Source organism: Pedobacter sp. SG908, from assembly GCF_011759615.1.
Classification (GTDB): Bacteria; Bacteroidota; Bacteroidia; order Sphingobacteriales; family Sphingobacteriaceae; genus Pedobacter; species Pedobacter riviphilus.
The window spans coordinates 1,722,403-1,746,441 of the sequence record NZ_JAAOYY010000001.1; the positions used below are offsets into that span (position 1 = coordinate 1,722,403).

General features: G+C 39.3%; 19 protein-coding genes. 8 read left to right on the forward strand and 11 right to left on the reverse strand.

Annotated elements, in window-relative coordinates; all coding sequences use genetic code 11:
* The first annotated feature begins 102 nt into the window (after positions 1 to 102).
* A complete protein-coding gene (locus FHT21_RS06980; protein WP_167294001.1) occupies positions 103 to 1,983 on the forward strand; it encodes a gamma-glutamyltransferase in 1,881 nt (626 codons plus the stop codon).
* Between the two features lie 45 nt (positions 1,984 to 2,028).
* On the opposite strand, the gene FHT21_RS06985 is transcribed toward FHT21_RS06980, so the two are convergent.
* From FHT21_RS06985 to FHT21_RS07015, 7 genes are all read right to left on the reverse strand, one after another.
* Positions 2,029 to 3,009 (reverse strand): type IX secretion system membrane protein PorP/SprF, encoded by a 981-nt coding sequence (locus FHT21_RS06985; RefSeq protein ID WP_208398882.1) that lies wholly within the window; start codon positions 3,007 to 3,009, stop codon positions 2,029 to 2,031.
* 18 nt (positions 3,010 to 3,027) lie between these two features.
* Positions 3,028 to 3,972, reverse strand: a complete 945-nt coding sequence (locus FHT21_RS06990; RefSeq protein WP_167294002.1) for a gliding motility-associated C-terminal domain-containing protein — start codon at positions 3,970 to 3,972, stop codon at positions 3,028 to 3,030.
* Positions 3,973 to 4,003: 31 nt separating this feature from the next.
* Entirely contained in the window at positions 4,004 to 4,693 is a 690-nt protein-coding gene (locus FHT21_RS06995) for a hypothetical protein (RefSeq protein WP_167294003.1), read from the reverse strand.
* A 20-nt stretch (positions 4,694 to 4,713) separates the two neighbouring features.
* Entirely contained in the window at positions 4,714 to 7,620 is a 2,907-nt protein-coding gene (locus tag FHT21_RS07000; RefSeq protein WP_167294004.1) for a DUF11 domain-containing protein, read from the reverse strand.
* 698 nt (positions 7,621 to 8,318) lie between these two features.
* Positions 8,319 to 8,825, reverse strand: a complete 507-nt coding sequence (locus tag FHT21_RS07005; protein WP_167294005.1) for a GNAT family N-acetyltransferase — start codon at positions 8,823 to 8,825, stop codon at positions 8,319 to 8,321.
* 8 nt (positions 8,826 to 8,833) lie between these two features.
* A complete protein-coding gene (locus tag FHT21_RS07010; protein ID WP_167294006.1) occupies positions 8,834 to 9,439 on the reverse strand; it encodes an FMN-binding negative transcriptional regulator in 606 nt (201 codons plus the stop codon).
* 30 nt (positions 9,440 to 9,469) lie between these two features.
* On the reverse strand, positions 9,470 to 10,360 hold the full coding sequence (locus FHT21_RS07015; protein WP_167294007.1) for a DMT family transporter: 891 nt from the start codon (positions 10,358 to 10,360) through the stop codon (positions 9,470 to 9,472).
* Positions 10,361 to 10,431: 71 nt separating this feature from the next.
* On the opposite strand from FHT21_RS07015, the gene FHT21_RS07020 reads away from it, so the two are divergent.
* Positions 10,432 to 11,865, forward strand: a complete 1,434-nt coding sequence (locus FHT21_RS07020; protein WP_243853889.1) for a PLP-dependent aminotransferase family protein — start codon at positions 10,432 to 10,434, stop codon at positions 11,863 to 11,865.
* A gap of 25 nt (positions 11,866 to 11,890) precedes the next feature.
* On the opposite strand, the gene FHT21_RS07025 is transcribed toward FHT21_RS07020, so the two are convergent.
* The 4 genes from FHT21_RS07025 to FHT21_RS07040 form a co-directional block, all read right to left on the reverse strand.
* Positions 11,891 to 12,028 carry a hypothetical protein gene (locus FHT21_RS07025; RefSeq protein ID WP_167294008.1) on the reverse strand — a complete coding sequence of 46 codons (138 nt, stop codon included), beginning with the start codon at positions 12,026 to 12,028 and terminating at the stop codon, positions 11,891 to 11,893.
* Between the two features lie 168 nt (positions 12,029 to 12,196).
* A complete protein-coding gene (locus tag FHT21_RS07030; RefSeq protein ID WP_167294009.1) occupies positions 12,197 to 12,394 on the reverse strand; it encodes a hypothetical protein in 198 nt (65 codons plus the stop codon).
* A gap of 7 nt (positions 12,395 to 12,401) precedes the next feature.
* A complete protein-coding gene (locus FHT21_RS07035; RefSeq protein ID WP_167294010.1) occupies positions 12,402 to 13,124 on the reverse strand; it encodes a hypothetical protein in 723 nt (240 codons plus the stop codon).
* A complete protein-coding gene (locus tag FHT21_RS07040; RefSeq protein ID WP_167294011.1) occupies positions 13,108 to 14,061 on the reverse strand; it encodes a hypothetical protein in 954 nt (317 codons plus the stop codon). Before FHT21_RS07040 ends, FHT21_RS07035 begins: the two co-directional genes overlap by 17 nt.
* Before the next feature lie 390 nt (positions 14,062 to 14,451).
* Here FHT21_RS07040 and FHT21_RS07045 point away from each other — a divergent pair, with 390 nt between their 5' ends.
* From FHT21_RS07045 to FHT21_RS07070, 6 genes are all read left to right on the forward strand, one after another.
* A complete protein-coding gene (locus tag FHT21_RS07045; RefSeq protein ID WP_167294012.1) occupies positions 14,452 to 15,870 on the forward strand; it encodes a membrane dipeptidase in 1,419 nt (472 codons plus the stop codon).
* Between the two features lie 34 nt (positions 15,871 to 15,904).
* Positions 15,905 to 17,122, forward strand: a complete 1,218-nt coding sequence (locus FHT21_RS07050; protein ID WP_167294013.1) for a hypothetical protein — start codon at positions 15,905 to 15,907, stop codon at positions 17,120 to 17,122.
* Positions 17,119 to 17,622, forward strand: coding sequence for a hypothetical protein (locus tag FHT21_RS07055; protein WP_167294014.1), 504 nt, complete (start codon positions 17,119 to 17,121; stop codon positions 17,620 to 17,622). Before FHT21_RS07050 ends, FHT21_RS07055 begins: the two co-directional genes overlap by 4 nt.
* 579 nt (positions 17,623 to 18,201) lie before the next feature.
* Entirely contained in the window at positions 18,202 to 19,284 is a 1,083-nt protein-coding gene (locus FHT21_RS07060; protein WP_167294015.1) for an efflux RND transporter periplasmic adaptor subunit, read from the forward strand.
* A gap of 24 nt (positions 19,285 to 19,308) precedes the next feature.
* Entirely contained in the window at positions 19,309 to 22,479 is a 3,171-nt protein-coding gene (locus FHT21_RS07065; protein WP_167294016.1) for an efflux RND transporter permease subunit, read from the forward strand.
* The gene (locus tag FHT21_RS07070; protein ID WP_167294017.1) at positions 22,472 to 23,905 is read left to right on the forward strand and encodes a TolC family protein; all 1,434 of its coding nucleotides are present in this window, start codon (positions 22,472 to 22,474) and stop codon (positions 23,903 to 23,905) included. Before FHT21_RS07065 ends, FHT21_RS07070 begins: the two co-directional genes overlap by 8 nt.
* The last annotated feature ends 134 nt before the right edge of the window (positions 23,906 to 24,039 follow it).

Below are 24,039 nucleotides of genomic sequence, written 5' to 3' on the forward strand. Positions count from 1 at the left end.
TGGTACTTAAATTAAGTAACAAGCTTGTTTTATTGCCCTGAATTAACGGCTGCAGAGCTGACACAGGATTACTGTAGTATATATTTTAGCTATATTGGAACTATGAAAAATTTATTCCTGTTTCTATTATTATCACTTTCTCTTCGTCCTTTATTTGCACAACAAACGCAAAAACCGATGCTTTATGGCAACAGTTGGATGGCCATTACCGGAAAGCCAATGGCGGCCACAGCGGGGGCAATGGTTTTTCAGCAAGGAGGAAATGCAGTTGATGCGGCATGTGCTATGTTGGCAGCCACTTGCACCATGTGGGATACCCTGAGCTGGGGAGGAGAAACACAAGCGCTGATTTATAACCCGAATACAAAAAAGGTGATTGCCATTAATGCAATGGGGGTTGCCCCAACCGGAGCTACCGTAGCCTTTTTTAAAGCTAAAGGTTATAGTTTCCCACCAGAATATGGCCCTTTGGCCGCCACTACACCAGGTACTCCCGGTGGGTTAATCTACATGTTGAGCAAATACGGGAGCATGAGCCTGAAGCAGGTTCTGGCGCCTGCCATGCACATGGCTGCAGGTTATGCCATAGAAGCACAGGCGGCAAACAGTATGGAGCGCGATAAAGAATTGATTAAAACCTGGCCTTACAGTAAAAAAGTGCTGTTGCCGCATTTTGGCGAAAAACGCGAAGCGCCAGAAGCAGGTGAGGTTTTTATTCAGAAAGATTTGTTGGCCACGTTAACCAAAATGGTTGAAGCAGAACAAGCGGCGCTGAAGAAAGGTAGTTCCCGAAAGGAGGCATTAATGGCTGCTTATGATCGTTTCTATAAAGGAGATATCGGGCAAGAATTTGTTCGCGGAAGTAAAGAACAAGGTGGTTTAATTACCATGGACGACCTTGCTAAATGGAAACCGCTTGAAGAAGAAGCACTACGTACCGATTATAAAGGCATTGAGGTATATAAATTAAAACAATGGACACAGGGACCGGTTTTGCTGCAAGCTTTGAATATACTAGAGAATTTTGATCTAAAGGCAATGGGGTATAACAGCTCAAAATATATTCATACTGTTTATCAGGCAATGAACCTGTCTTTTGCTGACCGTGATTTTTATTACGGCGATCCAAACCAAAATCCTGCTGAACCAATAAAAGGTCTGTTAAGTAAAGATTATGCCAAACAGCGTGCATCACTTATCCAGTTTGATAAAAATGATGCAAACATAGGTCCTGGCGATCCTTACCCATATGAAGGGAAGAAAAATCCTTACTTAAATCTGTTAAAAAGTAGAGGTTTTAACCTTGATACAGCTAAACGTAATTTTGCCCCAAAGCACGACCTGGGCAACAATACGTCAAAAGAAATTTATGAAGACCGTTTATGGCGGGGAACAACATCCATCGAAGCTGCAGATAAAGCAGGTTGGGTGGTATCGGTTACCCCAAGTGGTGGCTGGCTTCCGGCCTGTATTGCTGGTAATACCGGTATTGGAATGAGCCAGCGTATGCAAAGCTTTGTACTCGATTCTGCCTTAAACCCCTTTAATGTTGTTGCACCGGGCAAGCGGCCAAGAGTAACCTTGTCGCCTTCATTGTTTATCAAAGATGGTAAACCTTTTGTATCTGCCGCAGTTCAGGGTGGAGATACCCAGGATCAGAACTTACTGCAGTTTTTTTTAAACATGGCAGAGTTCGGTATGAATGTTCAAAGGGCAACTGAAGCAGCGAACTTTAACACCAATCAGCTCTGGCTTTCTCTCGGTGGCACAAAAACGAGCGATAGAGAACCGAAGCCTGGTCAGATCTTGTTAAATGCCAATACTAAAGAGGAGGTGCGTACTGAGCTGAAAAAAATGGGTTATACACTTAGTTTCTCAGAACGTACCAGTGGCCCCATTAATGCCATTTATTTTGATTGGAAGCACAATAGTTTGCAAGGTGGCTCAAGTAACCATGGCGAAGATTATGGTATTGCCTGGTAGTATATTGGTTTGATGAATAATAGGCGCTACATTTTTTATTCATGCCTAAAAATAACACTTTGGTCTTCGGCTCTTTTTGGTTTCGATATAGTAGCCAACTGAGATTTCGTGTGAGCCATAGTCATAATTACTCAGTTTGTTAAGGCTGTAATCATAACCATAGCCAATGCGCAGATTAGATCTTATAAACAATTCGCTGATGAAACCAACTGCAGCCCTACTGGTTAATCCAGACTGCAGGTTATCTTTTGGATAAATTTTTACTGAAGTGCGGTAAACTGCACCGAGCCAGAAACGCTCTTTCACAAGTAAAAAGGCATTTAAATCTAATGAGGTTGGTCCATGTAAATCGTCTTTAATTAAAAAGGTTGGTTTAAAAACAAAATCTTCATTTACGGGTAAGGCAACTCCTGCACTTAAATAAAAATGAGGCTGAATTTTAACGTTTAGCGAATTGTAATCGTCAAATACAGATAAGGTTTTTGATAAGAGATTATTTGCTGAAAAACCGATAAAAAATTTCTCATTTGAATAATGAATACCAGCGCGTATATCGGGCATGGTCTGGCTTATTGATCCAATTGGGATACGGTTATCGCCAGTTTCAATCGGATCTAACAAATTGCCGTTTAAGGCTGTCTGTATTACACCTATGCCTAAACCAAATGCGAGGATATTGGTTTCAGTACGATCGAGTTTTATCCTGTAAGCGAAGTTAGCTGATGCATTTAAAGTATTTTGTGCACCTATTTTATCTTTGGTTACAATCATCCCGAGGCCAATACTTTCGTCATTTATAGCTTCATCCGCTGATACAGACAAGGTTTGTGGTGCTCCCCGGACACCTGTCCATTGTGCTCTGGCAAAAGCCTGCAGATAAAGCTCTTCCTTATAACCCGCATAGGCAGGATTGATGTACATGCCATTAAAAACATATTGTCCAAACTGGGCATCCTGCTGTGCAAAAACTTTAACAGATGATATCGTAATGATCAAAACAAGAAATATCCTTTTTAAAATGTTCATGTCTGTATTTTGTTTTATTTACCTGATTACCGTTACATAACCTTTGTAATCTTGCCAGTCAGTTGTTCCATTTCTAACTTTAACCACATAGAAATAGGTTCCATCTGCTAATCCCGGAGCCGTCCAGTCGTTCTTGTAATGATTAGATTGATAAACCGTGCTTCCCCAGCGGTTAATGATCGTTACTTCGTTCGATTCAAAAGATTCCAGATGTTCAATATAAAAAGTGTCGTTCTTGCCATCCCCATTAGGCGTGAAAACATTTGGTATTCTTAAACCTGAAATCTCTTTTTTATCGGTTGATGTGTTATTGGCCAGGTTAGGGTCAAATTCTGTTGCAGTGACGGTTGCAGTATTGGTTACCATGCCCGATTGTTTGGATTTTACTTTGATGACCAGTTCGGCAAACTTGCCATTGGGCAGTAAGGGAATGCTCCAGTTAATGGTTCTGCTTAGCTGATCGTAGCTTGCTGCTCCATCAGTTGGCTGGGCCAGGCTTTCTAAAGAGAGGTTATCCGGAAGCGCATCCTTAATCGTTAGTTGGGTGGCATCATCTGTACCATTATTTCTAACGTTTAGGTAATATTCAAAAACCTGGTCGCTTACTACAATTTTCGATTCTGATCGTTTTGTTATGGCTACATCAGCAATAAGTTGTGGTAGTACAATAACTTTTATTTCGTCGGAGATTTCAGATACACAGCCAAATTGATTTTCACTAGCCACTTTATAAATGCCAGCCGTTGCAGTAATGAGGGTTGATTTCTTTTGCCCTTTTATTATCACATCATCCTTATACCATATATATGAAGCTGCCCCAACCGAATTTGCACGCAAAACCACTGACGACCCTTGCCTGATCGTAATGGTTTGCTGCCCATCGGAAGCAATATGGCACATTGCTGTTTGAATAAAAAACAACATCAAGGCCAATGACAGAAAGGAGGATATCCTTAACCTCATTTATATAATAATCAGAAAAATGAAAATCAGCCTAGAAAGTAACTGCTGTTGCTGTACCAGTAATGGTTCCTGGCGTAATGGTTGGTTTTACAGGCTTAGCCGTTACCGTAACATCATGATCTGCCCACTGTGGACAATATTTATTGCCATTAATTACATAACCTACTTTTAACCTATGTGTTTTTGTTCCAACAGTTGCCGGAGCCGATGGCGTATAATCTTTTGATGTAGCACCTGTTATAGCCGTTTCTACGCCTCCTGTTACCGTATACCATTGGTAGGCCAAATCTGGAATGTTGGTGGCATCAGGATTGGTAACAGCACCAACTTGAGCCAATGGACTTTCCAGACAGAAATCAGCAGGTGTAAAATTAACCACCAAAGGTTGAAGCACATATACCGGAATTTCCTGTAATTCAGACTCGCAGGATCCTGGCGTACTTGATTTAGAACTTAAATAGTAATAGCCTGTGTTTAAATTTGCAGCTGGAATTTTTCCTGCAATAAGAGGAACGCCTAGACTTGGTGATGTCGTTTGTGTTGCACTATATTTCACTATCCAGTCTGCACCAGCTGGAGGAGTGGGCAATGTAAGGTCTGATCCCTGGCAAAATAAATTAACGCCACTTGTGGTGGGTAATACCTGGGCCGATACGGTTGAAAATGTGCAGATTACCAAGAATGTAATGGCTAAAATTGCTTTTGTAATTGAATTGTTCATGGGGACGATTTTTTGTTTGATTAATATTGTGAACTAGTTTGTACCAGCACATGCGGTGCTGATGGTTTTGGATTTATTTTAATGTTGAAATTAATTTGAGTACTGCAACCCGCTGCATTTTTAATGGTCAATACACCAGAATGAACACCTAATGCAGCATTGGCTGGAATATTAAGCGGAATATTTCCGGTCGGTAAAGGTTGATTGTTAACCGGATCAAAATCTAATGCATTCCAGGTAATGCTATATGTTGTTGGGTTGTTTAAAGCGTTGGTATACGGGAGAGATAATGTGGTAAAACCCTGGCATACTTCGGGATCGGCACCCAATGTTAAAGCTGGAAGCGCGTTTACGATTACAATAAAATCTGTTGTTTTCTCCGCGCAGCCCTTTGCAGTGGCCGTTATGGTGGCTGTTCCTGTAAATGTATTATCCCAGGTTACTTTACCACTGTTTGCGTCAATAATACCCGCCGATAAGGGTAATAGGGAGTAAACTATGCTTGTGGCATTTGTTGCTGTTGCTACGTAGGTGTCGGTTCCCGTACCAGCACAGCGTTTATCGGTTAATCCACTATTAAAAACCGGAATACTTACATTTCCATTTACCGTTATTGAACCGGTTGTAGTAAATGAAGCTCCTGTAGTATTGGAAACAGTATAAGTTTTTGGTGGGCCTGCAGTAGTTGGCGTACCTGAAATGGTAACTTTTTTAGGAGATGAGCTATTGGTGTAGATTATCCCGGCTGGTAAACCTGTAACTTGAATACCGTTTGAACCTGATGGAATGCTGATAATAATATCGTTCATGGCTGTACCCACACATACTTCTCTATCTTTAGAACCAGTTATGGTACTCACCGAGCTCTGATCGTTAGTGGTTACCTGATCGGGCTGCGAACCCGTAATCGTTGCGGTGTTAATATTAGTTCCTGTTGCTACAACTTTTGCTGTGATGCTTAAGGAGATACTGGCATTACTGGCTAAATCGCCAATAGTCCATATACCTGTAATAGGATCATAACTCGTGCTTGATGGCACTATGCTCGATACATAAGTAAAACCGCTGGGAAGCAGATCCGTAACCGATACCCCAACTGCATTGCCATCGCCCAAATTTTCGGCCTTAAGCGTAAATACCACATTGCTGTTTAACTCCGGATAAGCGATATCAACTGTTTTGGTAATGGCGCGGTCGATATTACAAAGTGAAATCTTTAAGGGGAGAGAAGGTGCACTCAGCCCGCAATCTAAACTATAACTCACCGAATAATTGCCAGATGTACTAGCCACATAAGTATTGGTATTTGCGCCACTTATCGGAACTTCGTTAAGATACCATTGATAATTGGAAGCATTTGGAGTTGCTGTAAGTGTTGCTGATGCACAGTTGGTTTGTGATACTACTGGCTGAGCGCCCTTTTCGGGAAAACGTGAAATGAAATTAGACATCGAAAAAGCACTACTTTGCTGTACCATAGAAACAGTGAGCCTGCTGGAACTTGTTATTATAATTGTACTTGGCGATCCAATATCAGCACGTGTAAAACTAACTAGAGATAAGCCTGTACTACCTAAGGATTTACGGGTACCAATACCTGCTATAGTTTCTATATCCGTATTGTTGTAAAGCGGAGTGCCATTTGCATTAAGATAAATTCTATCTGCACTACTGGTAATGATATAGCCAAAGTAATCGAGGTTGGTAGTTTGAACGTAAGCAGTAAACTTTGAGGTTTCAACTCGCTTTGATCCCGAGCAACTGGATATTGGGACTAAGGTAGCCACATCTACTTCACAACCTGCACCGCCAGAAGCGCCCGCTGTGCCTGAAAAAACTTCAATATTTTTTGTTGCTGAAATCCAGGTCGAAGAATATCTTCCTGTATTACTTGCGGGGTCATATGGGCTACTCAGATAGCCATGATTAAAGGTTTGTTTATCTCCCGCTTGCGCCAAATTGTAGGTTGTGGTACCTTTTTGAATGCCATTTTGATCAAAGTGTATCACTGTAAAGCTGGTGTTTGCCTCAGTTGCAATTACGGTAGTTTGCTCTGCAGTCATATTACCCTCACCTCTAACCACCACATATTCCTTACCTAAGGAGGCAATAGGCGGAATTGGATTGTAGGCACCATCTCCACAGCCTCCGGGAGCATCCAGATCGGCTGCGGTATTCATTACCGCCGATCCTGACGATTCTACCAAGGTTCCCATTGGGGCATTGAATAAATAACTTTGTCCGGCATTTAATGTTGCCTTTGCTACACCAGCTATTTTAACAATCGTATTATTTTCGATGGCCATAATGCTATAGATCGGTGGATGAGCATTATTGGCAAGATCACCGTCCCGATAATAACCTACACGAAAAGACGTTCCAATTGCGGCATCACCAAAACTAAAAAGAGAGGCATTACCCTTAATATCTGTATCCGTACCGTCAGTTCCTAAATTATCTGAAGCAACGTTTCTTAAATTAACTGAAATAGATCCGGTGGCTTCTATAATTAATCCGGCTCCGCTTATAACGGTATTCAACGGGTGCGCAGGTACATCTTTAGGTAATCCGCTAAAGCGTTGTACGTAGGGCGTGCCTTGCACACAAGTAAAGTTAAATAATATGGTACCATCACTTTTTTTTATTGTTCCGGTAACAGTTCCAATATCTGATGTAATTACAATCTCGTTGGCTTTGCTCCAGTATTGCCATGGTGCAGGGGCGATATAATGTTTAGAATAGCTGCTCGCAGGTAAACGTTTTGTGGTGTTTATGTAGGCTTTTGAAGAAAAAGTGAAAGGTAAATTGTTAAAGCCAGTATTTGTTATGGTTTTAATTTCATTGCGCGCAAATGCAATATTTGCTGAGCAGAGCAATATTAATCCCAATAATCCGTTAAATAAAAATAGCAGAAAAGCCTTAATCATAAATAACCTGTTAGAACCCATACATGGCTTAAACATGGAACTTTAATTTATTAAAGGCGGAGTGCGTTTTAATAAATTATAGCATAATAAACCACTTACCTATGTAGGTCAGGTTTTGGTTTACTGTGTATTCTAATGTGTCAGTTTGTAGGGCTCTTTTGGTCGAAAGTAATTAAAAAAATGCACTAAAAAATACCCTTAATATTAATTTTTAATGCGCTTTAAAGCTGTTTAAACGTAGTTTTTGCATAAATTAAATTGCCTGTATTTCTACGGATACGCCTTTAATTAAAAACTGATTATCTTCTTTCCGGATATTTGAATTTTATTAGTATGCAATTTGTTTGTAATCAATTAATTATGACGTTTTTTGAGGGGCTAGGATTATAATAAAAAGCGTTTTAAAGAGAAAAAATGATTTTTCTATAAAAATGATACAATTGATGTGAAAATATTAACCTTATCTGTAACTTAAAATCTATATATCATATTGTTTTGATTTTCATTTAAGCCATGTGGTTGCTATTTGCTGTGAAAATTAAAAAACGGTTAACTATGGATAATATCATTGAGCACAATAATTTTCATGGTAAGGTAACGCCCGATAGAGTTAAGACTGGTGCTGAAAATATTTTGTAAACGATTGAACCCAAAATCTTTGAACTCGAAGGTTTTTGGACTTATCACTATATTCAGCATTAAATTTGCATTTCGAATAAACTAACTGGCTTATGGTGATAATGTGCCGGAAGCTGATCGGTATTGCTTAGCTCATATAGTCCCAAAAAATCAAATCCAAATTTTTGATAGTGTTGAATAAGTCCCTCATTTTCACCAACGGTATCTAATCTAACAAAGCGTTTAGCATTTGCTTTGGCGTACTCTTTTGCCCAGCTTACAATCGTGCCAACCAGGTTCTGCCCCCTGAAATCAGGATTTGTGGCTATGCGGTGAATATAGATGGCTGGGTCGAGGTTCTTTTCTTCCCATATCTGCGGATCGCTAAAAGTAGTGGCCCAAATACAGGCTACCTGTCCGTTAATCATGATTTTCCATTGCCTGTTTTCCTTAATTTCTGTTTCGATCAATGAAAGTTCAAATTTGGGCCAATGAACGCTATATTTCGTTTTCTGGAAATCGGTTGCGATTTCGTATAAGCGGAAAATTTCTGCTATATCGTGTATTGTACTATTTTCTATCTTCATGTTTATGGCTATAGGTTTTTAATGAATGGAGCCAGCTCTCTTTCAACAGCATTGTTGCTATTTTCTAGCTGGGTTACAATGTTTTTTCGTTCCTGTTCTGATTTGTTCTCGCTTAATTTTTTAACTCCCTGAAGATTGCTTACCTCTATCTCGAAAGCTACAATTCCCTGCATCATACCTCGTTTAAATTTTTCTGAAAGACTATCCCATTGTACGAGATATTCTTTTTCATAGTACGTAATCATTTCTTTTAATGCCTGTTCTTTAGCTTCTTCATCGCTAATAATATCGGCTTTTCCATAAGCATGCACGCTAATATAATCCCACGTTGGTACACTTTCATATTTTTCGTAATGGCTAGGAGAGATATAAGCGTGTGGCTCGGCGAATATAATAAGTGAAGTATACTGTTCAATATATTTCACTTGTTCATTAGCTTTTGCAAAGTGACCACTAATGAACACTTTCCCGTTTTTCTCGCTTACAACAAAAGGTAGTTGAGTGGCTATGGGTAAATTATTGTAACTGGTAATGATCGTGGCAAAGCTATATCTCTTCATAAAGGCAATTTGCTCACTTTGGTCATCAAACTTAAAACTATTGGATATCAACATTTTTATTAAATTTTGAAGGATAGATTATGATTATTTAGCAAACTTTTTTGAGCCTGCAACACAGAGAATTACGCCCATTGTAATGGCTAACATACCCATACTTACTTTTTCATGGAGCAGGGTGGTGGCAAGGGCCAATCCAAAAAAGGGCTGAAGGAGCTGGAGCTGTCCAACTGCTGCGGTTCCGCCCTGTGAGAGACCTCTGTACCAGAAAATAAAGCCAATGAACATGCTAAAGAGCGAAATATAGGCAAGGCTTAGCCAGGCAGCGGTACCTACCTCGGCAAATGAAACTGGTTGATAAATGAACATTAATGGTAACATTAATGGGAACGAGAGCACCAATGCCCAGGAAATTACCTGCCAACCGCCCAATGTTTTAGATAATTTTGCACCTTCAGCATAACCAAGTCCGCATAGGACTATTGCCAATAACATTAAAATATCGCCGATTGGTGCAGCATTAATCCCTTGATAAATGGCATAGCCAATCACCAGAAAGCTGCCCACAATTGAGAAAAACCAGAATATAGGTTTAGGACGTTCGCCTCCCCGTAAAACGGCAAAAGCGGCTGTAACCATAGGTAAAAGGCCTAAGAATACCAGCGAATGTGCCGAAGTAATGTGCTGCAAAGCAAGAGCACTTAACAGCGGAAAGCCAATTACTACACCCAGCGCTACAATTATCAGCGAGATTAAATGTTTGGTTGATGGTCGTTTTTCTTTAAATGCAATTAATACACCAAGTGCGAGCAGTGCAGCTATAGAAGCACGGGCAACGGTTACAAAAATAGGGCTCATATCCATTACTGCCAATCTTGTGGCTGGCATAGAACCGCTAAATATAATTACGGCGATAAATCCGTTAAGCCAACCACTCGAAATATGACCTTTATTTGGGTTAATTACTGCTTCTTTCATGTTTTTTGATTTCTTAATTCAAAGGTGCAAAGGTAAAAGCGATAAATACAGTATCAGTTTTGTACATTTGTATGGGTACAGTTTTGGTGATTATGGAAAAGGTTTACAGGTATAATGAAATAGTAAGTGGAATTGCCACACAGATTAAAGACGGTATTCTAAGAGCTGGAGACAAACTCCCCTCTGTTAGAATGCTCTGCAAAGAATATGCAGTAGGCATGAATACGGCAAAAAGGGTATTTTTGGAACTCGAAGCCCAGTCGCTGGTTGAGGTCAAGCCACAATCGGGTTTTTTTGTAAGTAACCATAGGGTAGAGCGGCTTCCACTACCTGCAGTTAGTAAGCCGTCGCTAATTGCAAATCATCATGAACCGAGCGAGCTGAGTAGCCAGGTTTATTCTAGTATTGGTCGGAATGATTTAACCCTTTTTTCAATTGGTGTCCCATCGGGTAGCTTATTGCCATTGGCAAAACTCAAAAAAGAGATAATTTATGCCACACGGGCGCTTAAAGAAGGAGGGACAGAATATGAACCACTTCAGGGTAATGTTAAGTTGCGTAGAATGGTTGCAGTACGGTCACTAGCTTGGGGAGGAAATCTTCATGAAGATGACTTGATTACTACTGCTGGAGGAATGAATGCACTAGCTTTTTGCTTGATGGCCTTAGGGAAGCCAGGTGATACAGTGGCCATAGAAAGCCCTTGTTATCCCGGAATTCTTCAACTGGTGATTAGTTTGGGTTTAAAAGTACTCGAATTGCCTACGCATCCGGTTACAGGCATTGAAATAGATGCGCTGAGGAAAGTGGTATCTAAAATTGATATTTGCCTTTTAATACCTAATTTTAATACGCCATTGGGCAGTTGTATGCCTGATGAACACAAAAAAGAAGTCGTTCAGCTTTTGGCTGCAAATGATATTCCGCTCATTGAGGATGATATTTATGGTGATCTTTATTTCGGTACACAACGGCCAAGATGCTGCAAATCATTTGATACAGCAGGTAATGTGTTGTGGTGCAGCGCAGTTTCGAAAACCTTGGCGCCAGGCTACCGCGTGGGTTGGGTAGCACCCGGAAAGTATAAAGAAAAACTACTTAAGCTAAAACTGGTACATGCCATTGCCTCAACTTCTGTTATTCATGAGGCCGTTGGTAATTTCCTCAAGACTGGGCGGTACGATCGCCATTTGCACCAGCTCCGGCGTACCTTACAGCACAATTATCAGCATTTTATAGATGCAGTTACTGAATATTTTCCAGAAGGTACAAAAACAACCCGACCGCAAGGCGGACTAGCCATATGGATAGAATTTAATAAGGAAGTTGATACTGTAAAACTGTATGAATTGGCAATGAAACAAAAAATCAGTATTGCTCCAGGCCCTATGTTTACGCTGCAAAATCAATATCAGAACTGTATGCGCTTATGTATTGGCCTTCCATGGTCAGATGAGCTTAAATTTAAGCTGAAACAGTTGGGTAATCTGGTAAAAATGATGTGATCTAATACGATATTTGTATGCTTGATTAAGAATTTGCACTTTCTGGTTCAGGAGTGTTCGGTGTTTCGCCTAAGGGCGCTATGCCACAAGCTGCCCATATAAATTTAAAAATATTTAGAAATTCGCATTGAATATCCCTGTCAGATTGTATTTCGTTTTCCATGTTGTGCCGCTTTAATCTGATTATAAAACAAAGAAAGGCTAATTTTGTGTTAGCGAAGATAATCTCTTAATGTAAGTATACTGTTGCGTAAATGTTAAGGATTTAGTTGTTGGTTTAAGAACATTAATGTTTAATTTTAAGAGATGTTTGTGCTTGAAGAGGTAAGAATTATAACGAATAACAACGATCCGCTCCGGTTTTCTTTCTGCATTCTTCACAAGTAGTATAGGTTATACCTGTTTCGCTCCATCCACCGTCTTTTCTTTCGAAAACACAAAATTCTCCATCAATTTTTACACATCTTAATGTAGGTAAGAAAAATAATTTATCTCTCTTAGCCTTTTTTTTTCTCAATTTTTTCATCATTAATATACTAAGGTTTCAAAATAATGGTGTCTTCATATCTCATAATAAGCGATACCTTATCTCCTAATACATCGTCAACTGATATCACTAATGCCTTGTTGTCGCTTAGCTGATTGTCTTGGGGGAGTACAACTTTTTCAATCCGAAGGCTGTCTGATTTAAAGTTGGAGCCATATTGTTTATCCAGTAAAAAATATAGCTTGTTATTTTTCCTATTCGAGGGGGTATAAGTTGTGCCTTCAGTAGTGATACTAAAAGTTTCATCCGCAAGGAGATAGGGGCCAGATGCACGGTTGTCTAAAATTCCGTAATAAAAAGGGCTAAAACCTGTGGCAGTATCGGTGTCTAACCATGGCCGCTGTACTGTGAAAAATAAAAAACTATTCTTGTTTCCGCTTTTTGCATCAAATAAAATGAGGTAAACATCGTACTCGCTTTTGCCTCCACGATTATAAGAAGTAAACTCATTTTTCCGCTGTTTACTTAGCACCGCCCAGTCTACAAAATGATTCTGCTCCATCCATCCTTGAAGAAAACCTGCTTTATATACTCTGGCACTGGTGGCATTTTTTTCGGTGGCCAGTATAGATTTGCTTTTGCTGATCACATTTTGCAAAAACGTGTTATCAATATTTTTATTAAAGTTAAACGGATGTTTCCTGACTGTGCAAGAAGAAACCACGGCCGCCAATATAAAAATAATGAACCTGCTACTATTTAACTTTAACATAATTGATATTATTAAATGATCCACCAATAAAAACCCTGTTCACATCGTTATTTGGGTGCAAAGGCATTTTGCCAATTACGTGTATAAGATCTTGAAAAGAAAATATAGTTCCGTTTTCGCCTACCCTTAACGAACCCAAAACACCCGCATCAACACTAAAATGTTCGTTTAGTCCAATCCTAAGATGATATTGAGAACTGTTGTAATTCGAATCTTTTTTTCTCCTCGAATGGTCATCGGTAGACTGAGAATATGGGGGGACATCTATACCGATAATTTCAGAGAGTTCGAACAAAAACGGCTGGTAACCCGTAAACTGATCGAAACTTAACTCGCCATAGTTAAAACCTTTGCGGGAATGTACGAAGAACGAACCACCACCTGTCCACCAGCGATCAAAACCATCACCAATGCCAAGCCATTTTACAGGCGCAGCACCATCATTATAATAATTAAAGCTAAGTCCTGGTCCCGAAAGGGTAATCGAACCCACAACCTGGTTACGCCGATGGTTATTGAATACAATATTGGTAGAGAGCAGGCCGAAATAATTGTTGTTTAGGTTGATGTTGTAGAAAGCTGAATTCTGCATCGTTCGTATCAGTTTCTTATAACTCAGCGGATTGCCGCCATATCCGGCAGATATAGCGTTGGTAAAGTCGATTTCAATATTATCAATCAATGGATTCAGATTGGTACCTACAGTTCTTCTGTATATAGATATACTGCCACCATAATTGGCAATAAAGCTATTTTTATACTCAGCACTCACTGCAAAACCGCCATAGAGGTTTACGCCAGGAAAAGTTTGCTTTTTTCCGTAATTAAGATTTAAATTAAGTCCGAAACTGAAATATGGTGCATAAACCCAATCTTTTTGAGCATAGGTATTACCATTAAAAAGGACTAAAAAGGCAAGCGTAATTAGGTATTTCATGGTAGAGCGGCTTAGATAATCAAGTTGTCAATATGGTAAGTTATCTTTACTTCCTTTAATCAGATCGTATCTGACTTAATTTAGGTTGTAACAGTAGTTTGTATCGGTTACGCAATTTAATTAATGTGGTACAGAATACAAATACCCAATGGTAGGTATTTAAGGTTTTTTTGTATTTATAATTAGATTTTATACCCATTATTGGGTATTGGAATCTATCAGGGGATCCGTTATATTTACGTATTCGATAACAGTAAGCGCTGTAGGTTAAAGCGAACTGTTATTTTCGATTGAGTGCTGCATATTTTTCAATTGATTTAATATTACCAGTATATCCCCATGCGGATTTTGTGCTGTGCCTTAGGGTATTTCATCTAAACCTTTCAACTCATGAATATCTCTGTTGCAGATTTACATTGCCACCCTTCTATGAAGCCTTACGGGCGTAGTTTTCCTGATAGGGTACCTGGTACTGATCCATTAATAAAAGACTGCATTTATTTTTATGGTAATCCACCATTTGTAAAAAAGATTCTCAATAAAATTTTAGGTATTACCAGCTTTCCTCAGGCAGGTATTCAAGCGCTTGAAAAAGGAGGTGTTGGACTTATTTTCTGTTCACTTTATCCTTTCGAAAAAGGTTTTGTCAGAAAAAATGCTTTACCGGGTGATTTAGTTGCCGATAGTGTAAACCTAGTTACTGGCATCGGAAAAGAGCGTATACATTATATTCAGGATCCAAACAATGGGTATTTTACCGACCTGGAAAATGAATATGCTTTTTTAAGAGCTTTAGATGGAAGAGTATTCACCATTGGGTCGAAGAAAATCAGGTATGTATTGTTAATGGATTTTCAACATATGGCTCAAAGCCAAAATGATGAGGTATATACCGTATACATCGGATTGTCTTTTGAAGGGATGCATGCGCTTTACAATCGCTTTGAAGATGTAGGGAGCGTTGATCCTTTGGTAAAACAAAGTTTAACGGATAACCTGGCTAAGGTAAAAGCCTGGCCACACTGCCCGTTGTTTATCACTTTTGCCCATCATTTTTATAATGGATTATGTGGACACGCTGCTAGCTTAACTGATTTTTCTGTGAAGCTGATCACCAATCAAAGTGTGATGCTTGGAAAAGGACTTAATGCATTGGGTAAGGATATGATCAGGGCATTGTTATCCAAAACAAATGGAAAGCGAATCCTTATCGATATCAAACACATGAGCATTGCAGCCAGAAAAGAATATTTCGAGCTTTTAGATCAGGAATACAGCCATGAGCATATACCAGTAATTGTTAGCCACGGCGCAATATGTGGCGATGAGCATGCTTACAACTGGTTCTTAAGTGCCGATATCAACTTTTCTGATCGGGAAATTGTACTTATTGGACAAAGCGAAGGGCTGTTTGGAATACAATTAGATGAAAGACGTATTGCCAGTAGCCATGAAATTGCGCTATTTAGAAAGCACCTTGGGAGCGAGGCAATTTTACTCCATGCAGCACTATTTGTTTGGAGACAGATCCGTTATATTGCAGTGTTGCTTGATATTAATAGGCTTCCGGCCTGGGATATCCAATGTTTAGGGAGCGACAACGACGGTATTGTTAATCCGATTGATGGGATATGGACCTCTGCTGACTTTGGATTGCTAAAAGACAGACTTCTTATCCATGCAAATGCCTTTGTTGAAAATCCTGATTACAACATGTCGATGCCGGCCAATTTGATATCAGGAGAAGAAATTGTAGAGAAGTTTATGAGCAAAAATATGCTCAGTTTTATGGAGAAAAATTTCAGATAAGTCTAAAAGCACTATTAACCTAAAGAAAAATGATATGAACCACGATCGTGAAGCCATGGATCCGGTAATAAAAAAAGATCTTATCGATAAACTGCTCAATAACACAATTACAGTTAACGAGCTGATTAAACTCAGGCCAGAAATTAATGAGTTTGACCTTTCTGATATTATTCAGCACATCTACGATCTTAATCTGGAGCAAGTGCGAAAAATAGCAGCGTTAGCACCTGTTATGGCTAAAGTAGATGCATTAAAAAACAGCCAGCGTAATACCCGTTTTATAAAAAAGGTGAAAAATAATTTCCGTAAACACACGGCTAAACATAATGGCCTTAAAAATAGGGTAGTGGTAGTAGAGGGCGATTCGTGGTTCAATTATCCTATTCTTTTAAGCGATGTAATAGACTGGGTTGCTATGGAAGAGAATATGGCTGTTTATAGCCTGGCTTCGGGTGGTGATTGGCTGATGAACATGGTTAGTGCCAAAAAGTATGTAGAACAACTTTCTACGCTTCAACCCGATGTATTTATCATTAGCGGGGGAGGAAACGACCTGGTTGGAAACAGGAGGATAGCAGCCATGGTTACACATAAAGGAGATTCTAATGAGTTTGAAAATAGTGCTTTTGCAAAATATCTCTATGAAAAGGCGGCTAAGGCACCCGATAAACCAGAAGATTTTAAGCGGGGCACCCAGTTTATATCCAAAGATTTTTATGCTTTGCTGGCCTTTTTTCAGCTCCAGTATTACTTTATTATAAATGGGATTCTTACCGGAGGTAAAGGCAAAGGTGAAAACGGTAAATTTCCAGGAATACAGATTATTACACAAGGTTATGATTATGCCATTCCAAGCGATAAAAAAATAGCAGGATATAATCCACTCAAATGGTATCGGTTGTTTGCACGAACCTTTCTCGGACATGGAGGATGGCTAAAAACGCCCCTGCAGCTCAGGGGTATTTATGATCCCGAAGATCAGCGCAAAATTGTTTATGCCATGATTTACCTCTTTAACGAAATGATGATTGATATTGGGCGCATTTTTAGCGAAATGTTAGGTGAGAATCGGGTATTCCATATCGATTCTAGAGGATCAGTTGGTAAAAACGGCTGGACAGATGAATTACATCCATTACCCCAGCATTTCAAAAAAACAGCAGCAGCCTTTATCCACTGTATTAACAACCCTAATAAAAATGGAACTGCAGTTGTTGAAGTTCTACAACACCAGGAAGGAGGCAAAAAATGAAAAAGATATTAATTTTAGTATTTATCATCATTTGTGGGGTGATGTCTTTTCAGGGAAAGATACTTCAGCAATTCAGTGGAAAAGGAATCATCAACCTAGAGCTTGCCAAGAAAGATACAGGAGTGGAAATTATTGCGCTTTGGAGTGACACGCTTTACGGAGACCAAACACTTTTAAACCTGGCACAAAAGAATACACACTTCGATTTTCTGTTTATTTTTGTATACGTAGTGCTTATCATGACGCTGTCTAATGCACAAATGCAAAGAGAAAAAGCAAGTTGGTTAAATGAATTGCTACGGCTTAATTTATTTCTGGCATTCTTAATCGGCTCACTCGATGTTATTGAGAATATCAGGCTACTGCACAGTTTTCATCACCCTAGAGATATAGCCGAATTTTGGAGAACAGATTTTATTGCCTGGCCAAAATTTGTGATAGCAGGTTGGGTAATTTTAGTCTATGTTTTCTCGATAATTAAAGGGTATTTTAATAAGTGATTTTGTTTGTTATGAGTGCTAGGTGTTCTACTGATTATCTCTTATACAGAAGCCCTTCTTCAGTTCGGAATGACGAAGTTAAGATTCAAAATTATCATTAAAGGATTATTAGGAGATAGCAGATATATCTTTGATTCTATATAGAATGACCAATCAATAGTTAAATTTATGTTAGTTTGTCGTCATAAATCAGATTTATACATCATCCTGAAAGTAATTAACAAAAAGCGTAGGAAGAAGCTTTTGTGTTAAAAATCGTAACTTACTTATCTTAATTCTAGCGGTCAAATGATAATTTGCTCAAAAAGCTAGGCTAAATGATCTGTTTATTGCAATAAATCATCTTCTTTTTACCAAAACACAATTTCTCCAATCCAAATCTGAAGTTCAACTTCATTATAACTTCATAAATCTGTATTTATTTCGCTTTCGAATTAAATCATTGCGTAACCATAATTTATTGAAATCAATTAAGTATCTACAAATCTATTGTAGGCTGCTTTTCATTATAAATTGGTTGCCAAGGGAAACTAATTAGAGAAAAAAATAAATCAGATTAAAACCACTCAACAAAAAAAAATGAAAAGAGTTGTCATGTGCTTAGGCTTGTGTACTTTGCTTTACGTAACGGGTTGTACCTCGAAGAAAGAAGAAAAAGAAGAAGTAGCCACTTATGCGGTAACCACACCGTTAAGAATGGATACTTCGTTTACCAAAGAATATGTTTCGCAGATTAAATCTGTTCGGAACATCGAAGTTAGAGCCCAAGAAAAGGGCTATCTCCAAAATATTTATGTAGATGAAGGTCAGCATGTAAAGGCAGGCCAGCTATTGTTTAAGATTATGCCAAAAGCGGCACAATCTGAACTGGCAAAAGCACAGGCCGAAGCCAAATCAGCAGAAATTGAGCTGGAAAACACCAAATTGCTGTCTGATAAAAATATTGTTTCTAAAAATGAACTGGCTATGGCTAAGGCGAAATTGCAATCAGCAAATGCCGAAACTTCATTGGCCAAATTCCATTTATCCAATACGGAAATCAGGGCACCTTTTGATGGGACCATTGATCGTATTCCTTTAAAGCTGGGTAGCTTGGTTGATGAAGGTGCTTTGTTAACCAGTCTTTCAGATAACAGCCAGGTTTTTGCTTATTTTAATGTTTCAGAACCGGAATACCTGAATTACCAGAGTGCAGCAAAAGTAAAAGGACAGCAAGAAGTGAGCTTATTATTGGCGAACGGCGAATTTCTCAAATCTAAAGGTAAGGTAGAAGTTATTGAAAGTGAATTTGATAATGAAACCGGGAATATTGCTTTCAGAGCAAGGTTTAATAATAGCGATAATCTGCTTAGGAATGGCGAAACTGGTAAAATCCAGATGGTTGTGCCTTTAAAAAATGCCATCATTATCCCTCAAAAGGCCACTTACGATATTCAAGACAAAACCTATGTTTTTGTGGTTGATAAAAACAATAAAGTACACTCAAGGGCGATTACCATTGCTGGAGATATTTCCGATTTATACATCGTAGGCGATGGCATTACCGTTGAAGATAAGATTTTGCTTGAAGGTGTACAGAAGGTTAAAGATGATGATAAAATTGCCTTTAAATTCCAGCAACCTCAAGAAGTGTTGAAACAATTGAGATTGAAAACAGAATAATCTAAACCCTTCTATACTTAATTTATGTTTAGTAAATTCATACAAAGGCCTGTCCTTTCTATCGTAATATCACTTGTTATTGTGTTTTTGGGTGTGCTGGCCATTAGCTACCTGCCCGTTACACAGTTTCCTACTATATCCCCTCCCAAAGTAAATATAACTGCAGAATATCCGGGAGCGAATAACGAATTGTTGATTAAATCTGTAATTATTCCACTTGAGCGTGCACTTAACGGTGTACCGGGAATGAAATACATTGCATCTGATGCAGGTAATGATGGTGAAGCATCTATACAGGTGGTATTTAACCTGGGTACCGATCCCAATCAGGCCTCGCTTAACGTGCAGAACCGTGTAGCAGCCGTTACCAATAAACTTCCTCCTCTGGTAATCCGCGAGGGTGTAAAAATCACGCGAGAAGAGTCTAACATGTTGATGTACATCAACCTGTATAGTAAAGACCCTAAAATGAACCAGAACTTTCTGTATAACTATGCCGATATCAACTTGCTTTCGGAGCTTAAAAGGGTTGATGGTGTAGGTTTTGCCGATATTTTGGGTGATAGGGATTATGCCATGCGTATCTGGTTAAAACCCGATCGTATGCAGGCTTATAAAATCTCCGTTGATGAAGTAATGAATGCCCTTGAAGGGCAAAGCTTAGAGGCCTCGCCTGGTAAAACAGGAGAGAGTTCGGGTAAACGCTCGCAGGCTTTTGAGTATGTATTAAAGTACTCAGGCCGTTTCAGTACCAAAGAGGGGTACGAAAATATCGTGGTTAGAGCTACACCTAATGGGCAATTGCTCCGCTTAAAAGATGTGGCAGATGTAGATTTTAGTGCTTCGGCTTACAATTTATATTCTACTTTAAATGGAAAAGCATCTGCGGCTATCGTGTTAAAACAATCGTATGGTAGTAATGCAAGTCAGGTTATTAAAGATGTGAAGGCTAAAATGGCCGAAATTAAATCTGCTTCATTTCCAAAAGGTTTAGATTACGAGATCAGTTACGACGTTTCCAAATTTCTGGATGCATCTATAGAAAAGGTAATCCATACTTTGGTAGAGGCCTTTATCCTAGTGGGTTTAGTGGTATTTCTGTTCCTTGGCGATTGGCGTTCAACTCTTATCCCAGCCATTGCTGTACCAGTATCGTTGATCGGAACGTTTGTATTTATGCAGTTCTTTGGCATTACACTTAACTTAATTACCTTATTTGCATTGGTGCTTGCCATTGGAGTTGTAGTGGATGATGCAATTGTGGTAATCGAGGCAGTGCACGCTAAGATGGAGCACGATAGGCATCTATCGGTATTAAAAGCTACACAACAAGCCATGAAAGAGATTGGTGGTGCCATTATCGCTATTACCTTTCTAATGGCATCGGTATTTATTCCGGTAGCTTTTATGTCGGGCCCGGTAGGTATTTTCTACCGTCAGTTCTCTATTACCATGGCAACGGCGATTATCCTTTCAGGTATTGTAGCCTTAACACTTACACCTGCATTGTGTGCCATTATGTTGAAGAATAACCATGGATCGAAGAAAAGGAAGACTCCTATTGATCGCTTCTTAGACGGTTTTAATAATGGTTTTGCCAAACTTTCGGGTAAATATGAACTGGTGTTAACCAAAGTAGTAAGCCGTAGGATATTAACTTTTGGTATACTAGTAGCCTTTTGTTTAGGTATTTGGGGATTAAGTGGAAGTGTACCTTCAGGTTTTATTCCGAACGAAGATCAGGGAATGGTTTATGCCATTATCCAAACTCCTCCAGGGTCTACTTTAGAACGTACCGATCAGATTGCTGAGAAACTGCAGAAAATGTGCGAAGACATTGATGGCGTAAAGTCGGTTTCATCTTTGGCAGGATACGAAATTCTAACAGAAGGTACAGGATCTAACTCTGGTACCTGCTTAATTAACCTTAAAGACTGGAGCGAACGTAAACACTCTGCGCAAGAAATTATTCAGGAACTGGAGGAAAAATCAAAATCTATACCAGGTGCAGCTATCGAATTTTTCCAACCACCAGCGGTTCCGGGTTATGGTGCTGCGGGCGGTTTCGAACTCCGTTTATTGGATAAAGCAGGTAGCGGCGATTACAAAAAAATGGAAACCGTTGCCAATGATTTTGTACGCGAGCTGAACAAACGCAAAGAGTTATCATCTGTGTTTACTTTCTACAGTGCCAGTTTCCCTCAATATATGTTGGATGTTGATAACGATCTTGCCCAACAAAAGGGGGTAAGCATCGATAATGCGATGAATACCATGTCTACTTTTGTAGGTAGTGATTATGAAACCAGTTTTATTAAGTACGACCGTCAGTACAAGGTAATTGTACAGGCCTTACCTCAATACAGGGCTTTACCAGAAGATATTTTAAAACTTTCGGTTAAAAACAACCGCGATGAAATGGTGCCTTTCTCGGCCTTTATCAAAATGCGGCGGGTTTATGGTTTGTCGGAGATAACCAGACACAATATGTACAATGCTTCTGAGATCAGTGGACAAGCGGCTCCGGGTTATAGTTCTGGTGAAGCGATTAAAGCCATTACAGAAGTAGCACAGAAAACATTGCCAAGAGGATTTGGTATCGATTGGGCTGGTATCTCTAAAGATGAGGTATCGAGAGGTAACGAAGCCATTTATATCTTCCTGATCTGTTTGGGATTCGTTTACCTGGTGTTGGCAGCACAATACGAAAGTTTTATTTTACCTCTTTCGGTTATCCTTTCTTTACCAGCAGGTATTTTTGGGGCTTTCTTATTCTTAAAATTATTAGGATTGGAAAATAACATTTATGCACAGGTAGCCATGGTAATGTTAATCGGTTTGCTGGGTAAAAATGCGGTGCTGATTGTGGAGTTTGCTACGCAGCGGCATGCCCAAGGCGCGTCGGTACTAAAAGCGGCAATGGAAGGCGCAAGCGTGCGTTTCCGACCAATTTTAATGACCTCTTTTGCTTTCATCGCAGGCTTGATCCCTTTGATGATCGCAACCGGACCAGGTAAGATCGGTAACCGCACCATTGGTTCGGCTGCTGCAGGGGGTATGCTTTTCGGTACCATTTTCGGGGTAATTGTAATCCCTGGCTTATATTATATATTCGGATCAATTGCAGCAAAACACAAGCTGATCAAAATTGAAGAAGAACATCCATTAACTGAAGAAATTGAGAATAATGTTTAAGAATAATCTTTATAAAGGCCTTGGACTGGCATTAATATGTGCTGCATATACCGCCTGTAAGTTACCTGAAGTAGCCCAACGCGCCGAAAATAAAAATGTACCTGTGAGCTTTAACGGCTCACAGGATACAGTAAGTACAGCCACTATCCAATGGCGTAAGTTTTTTACTGACCCCAATCTGGTAAATCTGATCGATACTGCATTGAAGAATAACCAGGAGCTGAATATTACCCTGCAGGATATCGAGATCGCGAAAAACGAAATCAAAGCTAAAAAAGGGGAACTTTTACCAAGTGTAACCTATGGTGTTGGTGCAGGCTTTGATAAAGTGGGCCGTTACACCAGTTCGGGTGCTGGCGATGCTTCTACAGAAATTACACCAGGCAAAGGGGTACCAGAGGTATTACCCGATTACCACTTTGGTTTACAGGCCAACTGGGAAGCCGATATCTGGCACAAATTGCGCAATGCCAAAAAAGGAGCCATCAGTCATTATTTAGCAACAGTAGAGGGCAAAAACTTCGTAGTAACCAATTTGATAGCTGAGATTGCAAATTCATATTATGAACTGTTGGCCGCTGATAATCAATTGGAAACGGTAAAAAAAACTATTGAGCTGCAAAGCAATGCATTGGAGTTGATGAAAATCCAGAAACAAGCCAGTAGGGTTAACGAACTTGCAGTGCGTAAATTTGAGGCTGAGGTATTAAGCTCTAAGAGTTTGGAATTTGATATTCAGCAGGATATTACCGAAACAGAGAATAAAATTAATTTTCTGTTAGGTCGTTTTCCTCAGCCCATTATTAGGGATAAATCTAGCTTTATTGATCTGGTGCCGGCAACTGTAAAGTCGGGTTTACCTTCGCAATTATTAGCTAACCGTCCTGATATTAAACAGGCTGAGTTAGAACTCGCTGCCGCTAAATTAGATGTTAAAGTAGCTAAGGCACAGTTTTATCCATCATTGGGTATTTCTGCAGCAATTGGTTATCAGGCTTTTAATCCTTCATATTTATTGAGAACGCCAGAATCGTTAATATATTCTTTAGCAGGAGATCTGGCAGGACCGCTCATTAATCGCAATGCCATTAAGGCCGAGTATTTAACAGCAAATGCAAAACAGTTGCAGGCTGTTTACGATTATGAAAAAACAATCCTAAATGGTTATATCGAAGTGGCCAACCAGCTATCGAAAATCAGTAACCTGCAAAAAAGCTACGATCTCAAATCGAAACAGGTTACTGCACTTACCCAATCAATCGATATTTCTAACGATTTGTTTAAATCAGCCAGAGCAGATTATTTTGAGGTATTAATGACCCAACGTGATGCTTTGCAATCGAAGTTAGAATTGATCGAAACTAAAAAACAACAGTTAAATGCTGTAGTAGATATCTATCACGCCTTAGGTGGGGGATGGAATTAGGTAATAGTTTAAGTTCATTACCGTAATAGTATAAATAAGAATAGTAATCAAGCAATTCTTATTTGCACGGGCTGCTTCAATTTTTTGGAGCAGCCTTTTTTGTTATGCTGAATGGCGTTAGAAATCTCTTTTAT

Excerpts from the sequence above, each read along its gene's own strand:
- FHT21_RS07070 (WP_167294017.1), top strand. The coding sequence starts at position 22,472 with ATGTTTAAGAATAATCTTTATAAAGGCCTTGGACTGGCATTAATATGT.
- FHT21_RS06990 (WP_167294002.1), bottom strand. The coding sequence starts at position 3,972 with ATGAGGTTAAGGATATCCTCCTTTCTGTCATTGGCCTTGATGTTGTTT.
- FHT21_RS07025 (WP_167294008.1), bottom strand. The coding sequence starts at position 12,028 with ATGGAAAACGAAATACAATCTGACAGGGATATTCAATGCGAATTTCTA.
- FHT21_RS07045 (WP_167294012.1), top strand. The coding sequence starts at position 14,452 with ATGAATATCTCTGTTGCAGATTTACATTGCCACCCTTCTATGAAGCCT.
- FHT21_RS07015 (WP_167294007.1), bottom strand. The coding sequence starts at position 10,360 with ATGAAAGAAGCAGTAATTAACCCAAATAAAGGTCATATTTCGAGTGGT.
- FHT21_RS07040 (WP_167294011.1), bottom strand. The coding sequence starts at position 14,061 with ATGAAATACCTAATTACGCTTGCCTTTTTAGTCCTTTTTAATGGTAAT.
- FHT21_RS06985 (WP_208398882.1), bottom strand. The coding sequence starts at position 3,009 with ATGAACATTTTAAAAAGGATATTTCTTGTTTTGATCATTACGATATCA.
- FHT21_RS06980 (WP_167294001.1), top strand. The coding sequence starts at position 103 with ATGAAAAATTTATTCCTGTTTCTATTATTATCACTTTCTCTTCGTCCT.
- FHT21_RS07065 (WP_167294016.1), top strand. The coding sequence starts at position 19,309 with ATGTTTAGTAAATTCATACAAAGGCCTGTCCTTTCTATCGTAATATCA.
- FHT21_RS07030 (WP_167294009.1), bottom strand. The coding sequence starts at position 12,394 with ATGATGAAAAAATTGAGAAAAAAAAAGGCTAAGAGAGATAAATTATTT.
- FHT21_RS07010 (WP_167294006.1), bottom strand. The coding sequence starts at position 9,439 with ATGTTGATATCCAATAGTTTTAAGTTTGATGACCAAAGTGAGCAAATT.
- FHT21_RS07060 (WP_167294015.1), top strand. The coding sequence starts at position 18,202 with ATGAAAAGAGTTGTCATGTGCTTAGGCTTGTGTACTTTGCTTTACGTA.
- FHT21_RS07035 (WP_167294010.1), bottom strand. The coding sequence starts at position 13,124 with ATGTTAAAGTTAAATAGTAGCAGGTTCATTATTTTTATATTGGCGGCC.
- FHT21_RS07020 (WP_243853889.1), top strand. The coding sequence starts at position 10,432 with ATGGGTACAGTTTTGGTGATTATGGAAAAGGTTTACAGGTATAATGAA.
- FHT21_RS06995 (WP_167294003.1), bottom strand. The coding sequence starts at position 4,693 with ATGAACAATTCAATTACAAAAGCAATTTTAGCCATTACATTCTTGGTA.
- FHT21_RS07005 (WP_167294005.1), bottom strand. The coding sequence starts at position 8,825 with ATGAAGATAGAAAATAGTACAATACACGATATAGCAGAAATTTTCCGC.
- FHT21_RS07000 (WP_167294004.1), bottom strand. The coding sequence starts at position 7,620 with ATGATTAAGGCTTTTCTGCTATTTTTATTTAACGGATTATTGGGATTA.
- FHT21_RS07055 (WP_167294014.1), top strand. The coding sequence starts at position 17,119 with ATGAAAAAGATATTAATTTTAGTATTTATCATCATTTGTGGGGTGATG.
- FHT21_RS07050 (WP_167294013.1), top strand. The coding sequence starts at position 15,905 with ATGAACCACGATCGTGAAGCCATGGATCCGGTAATAAAAAAAGATCTT.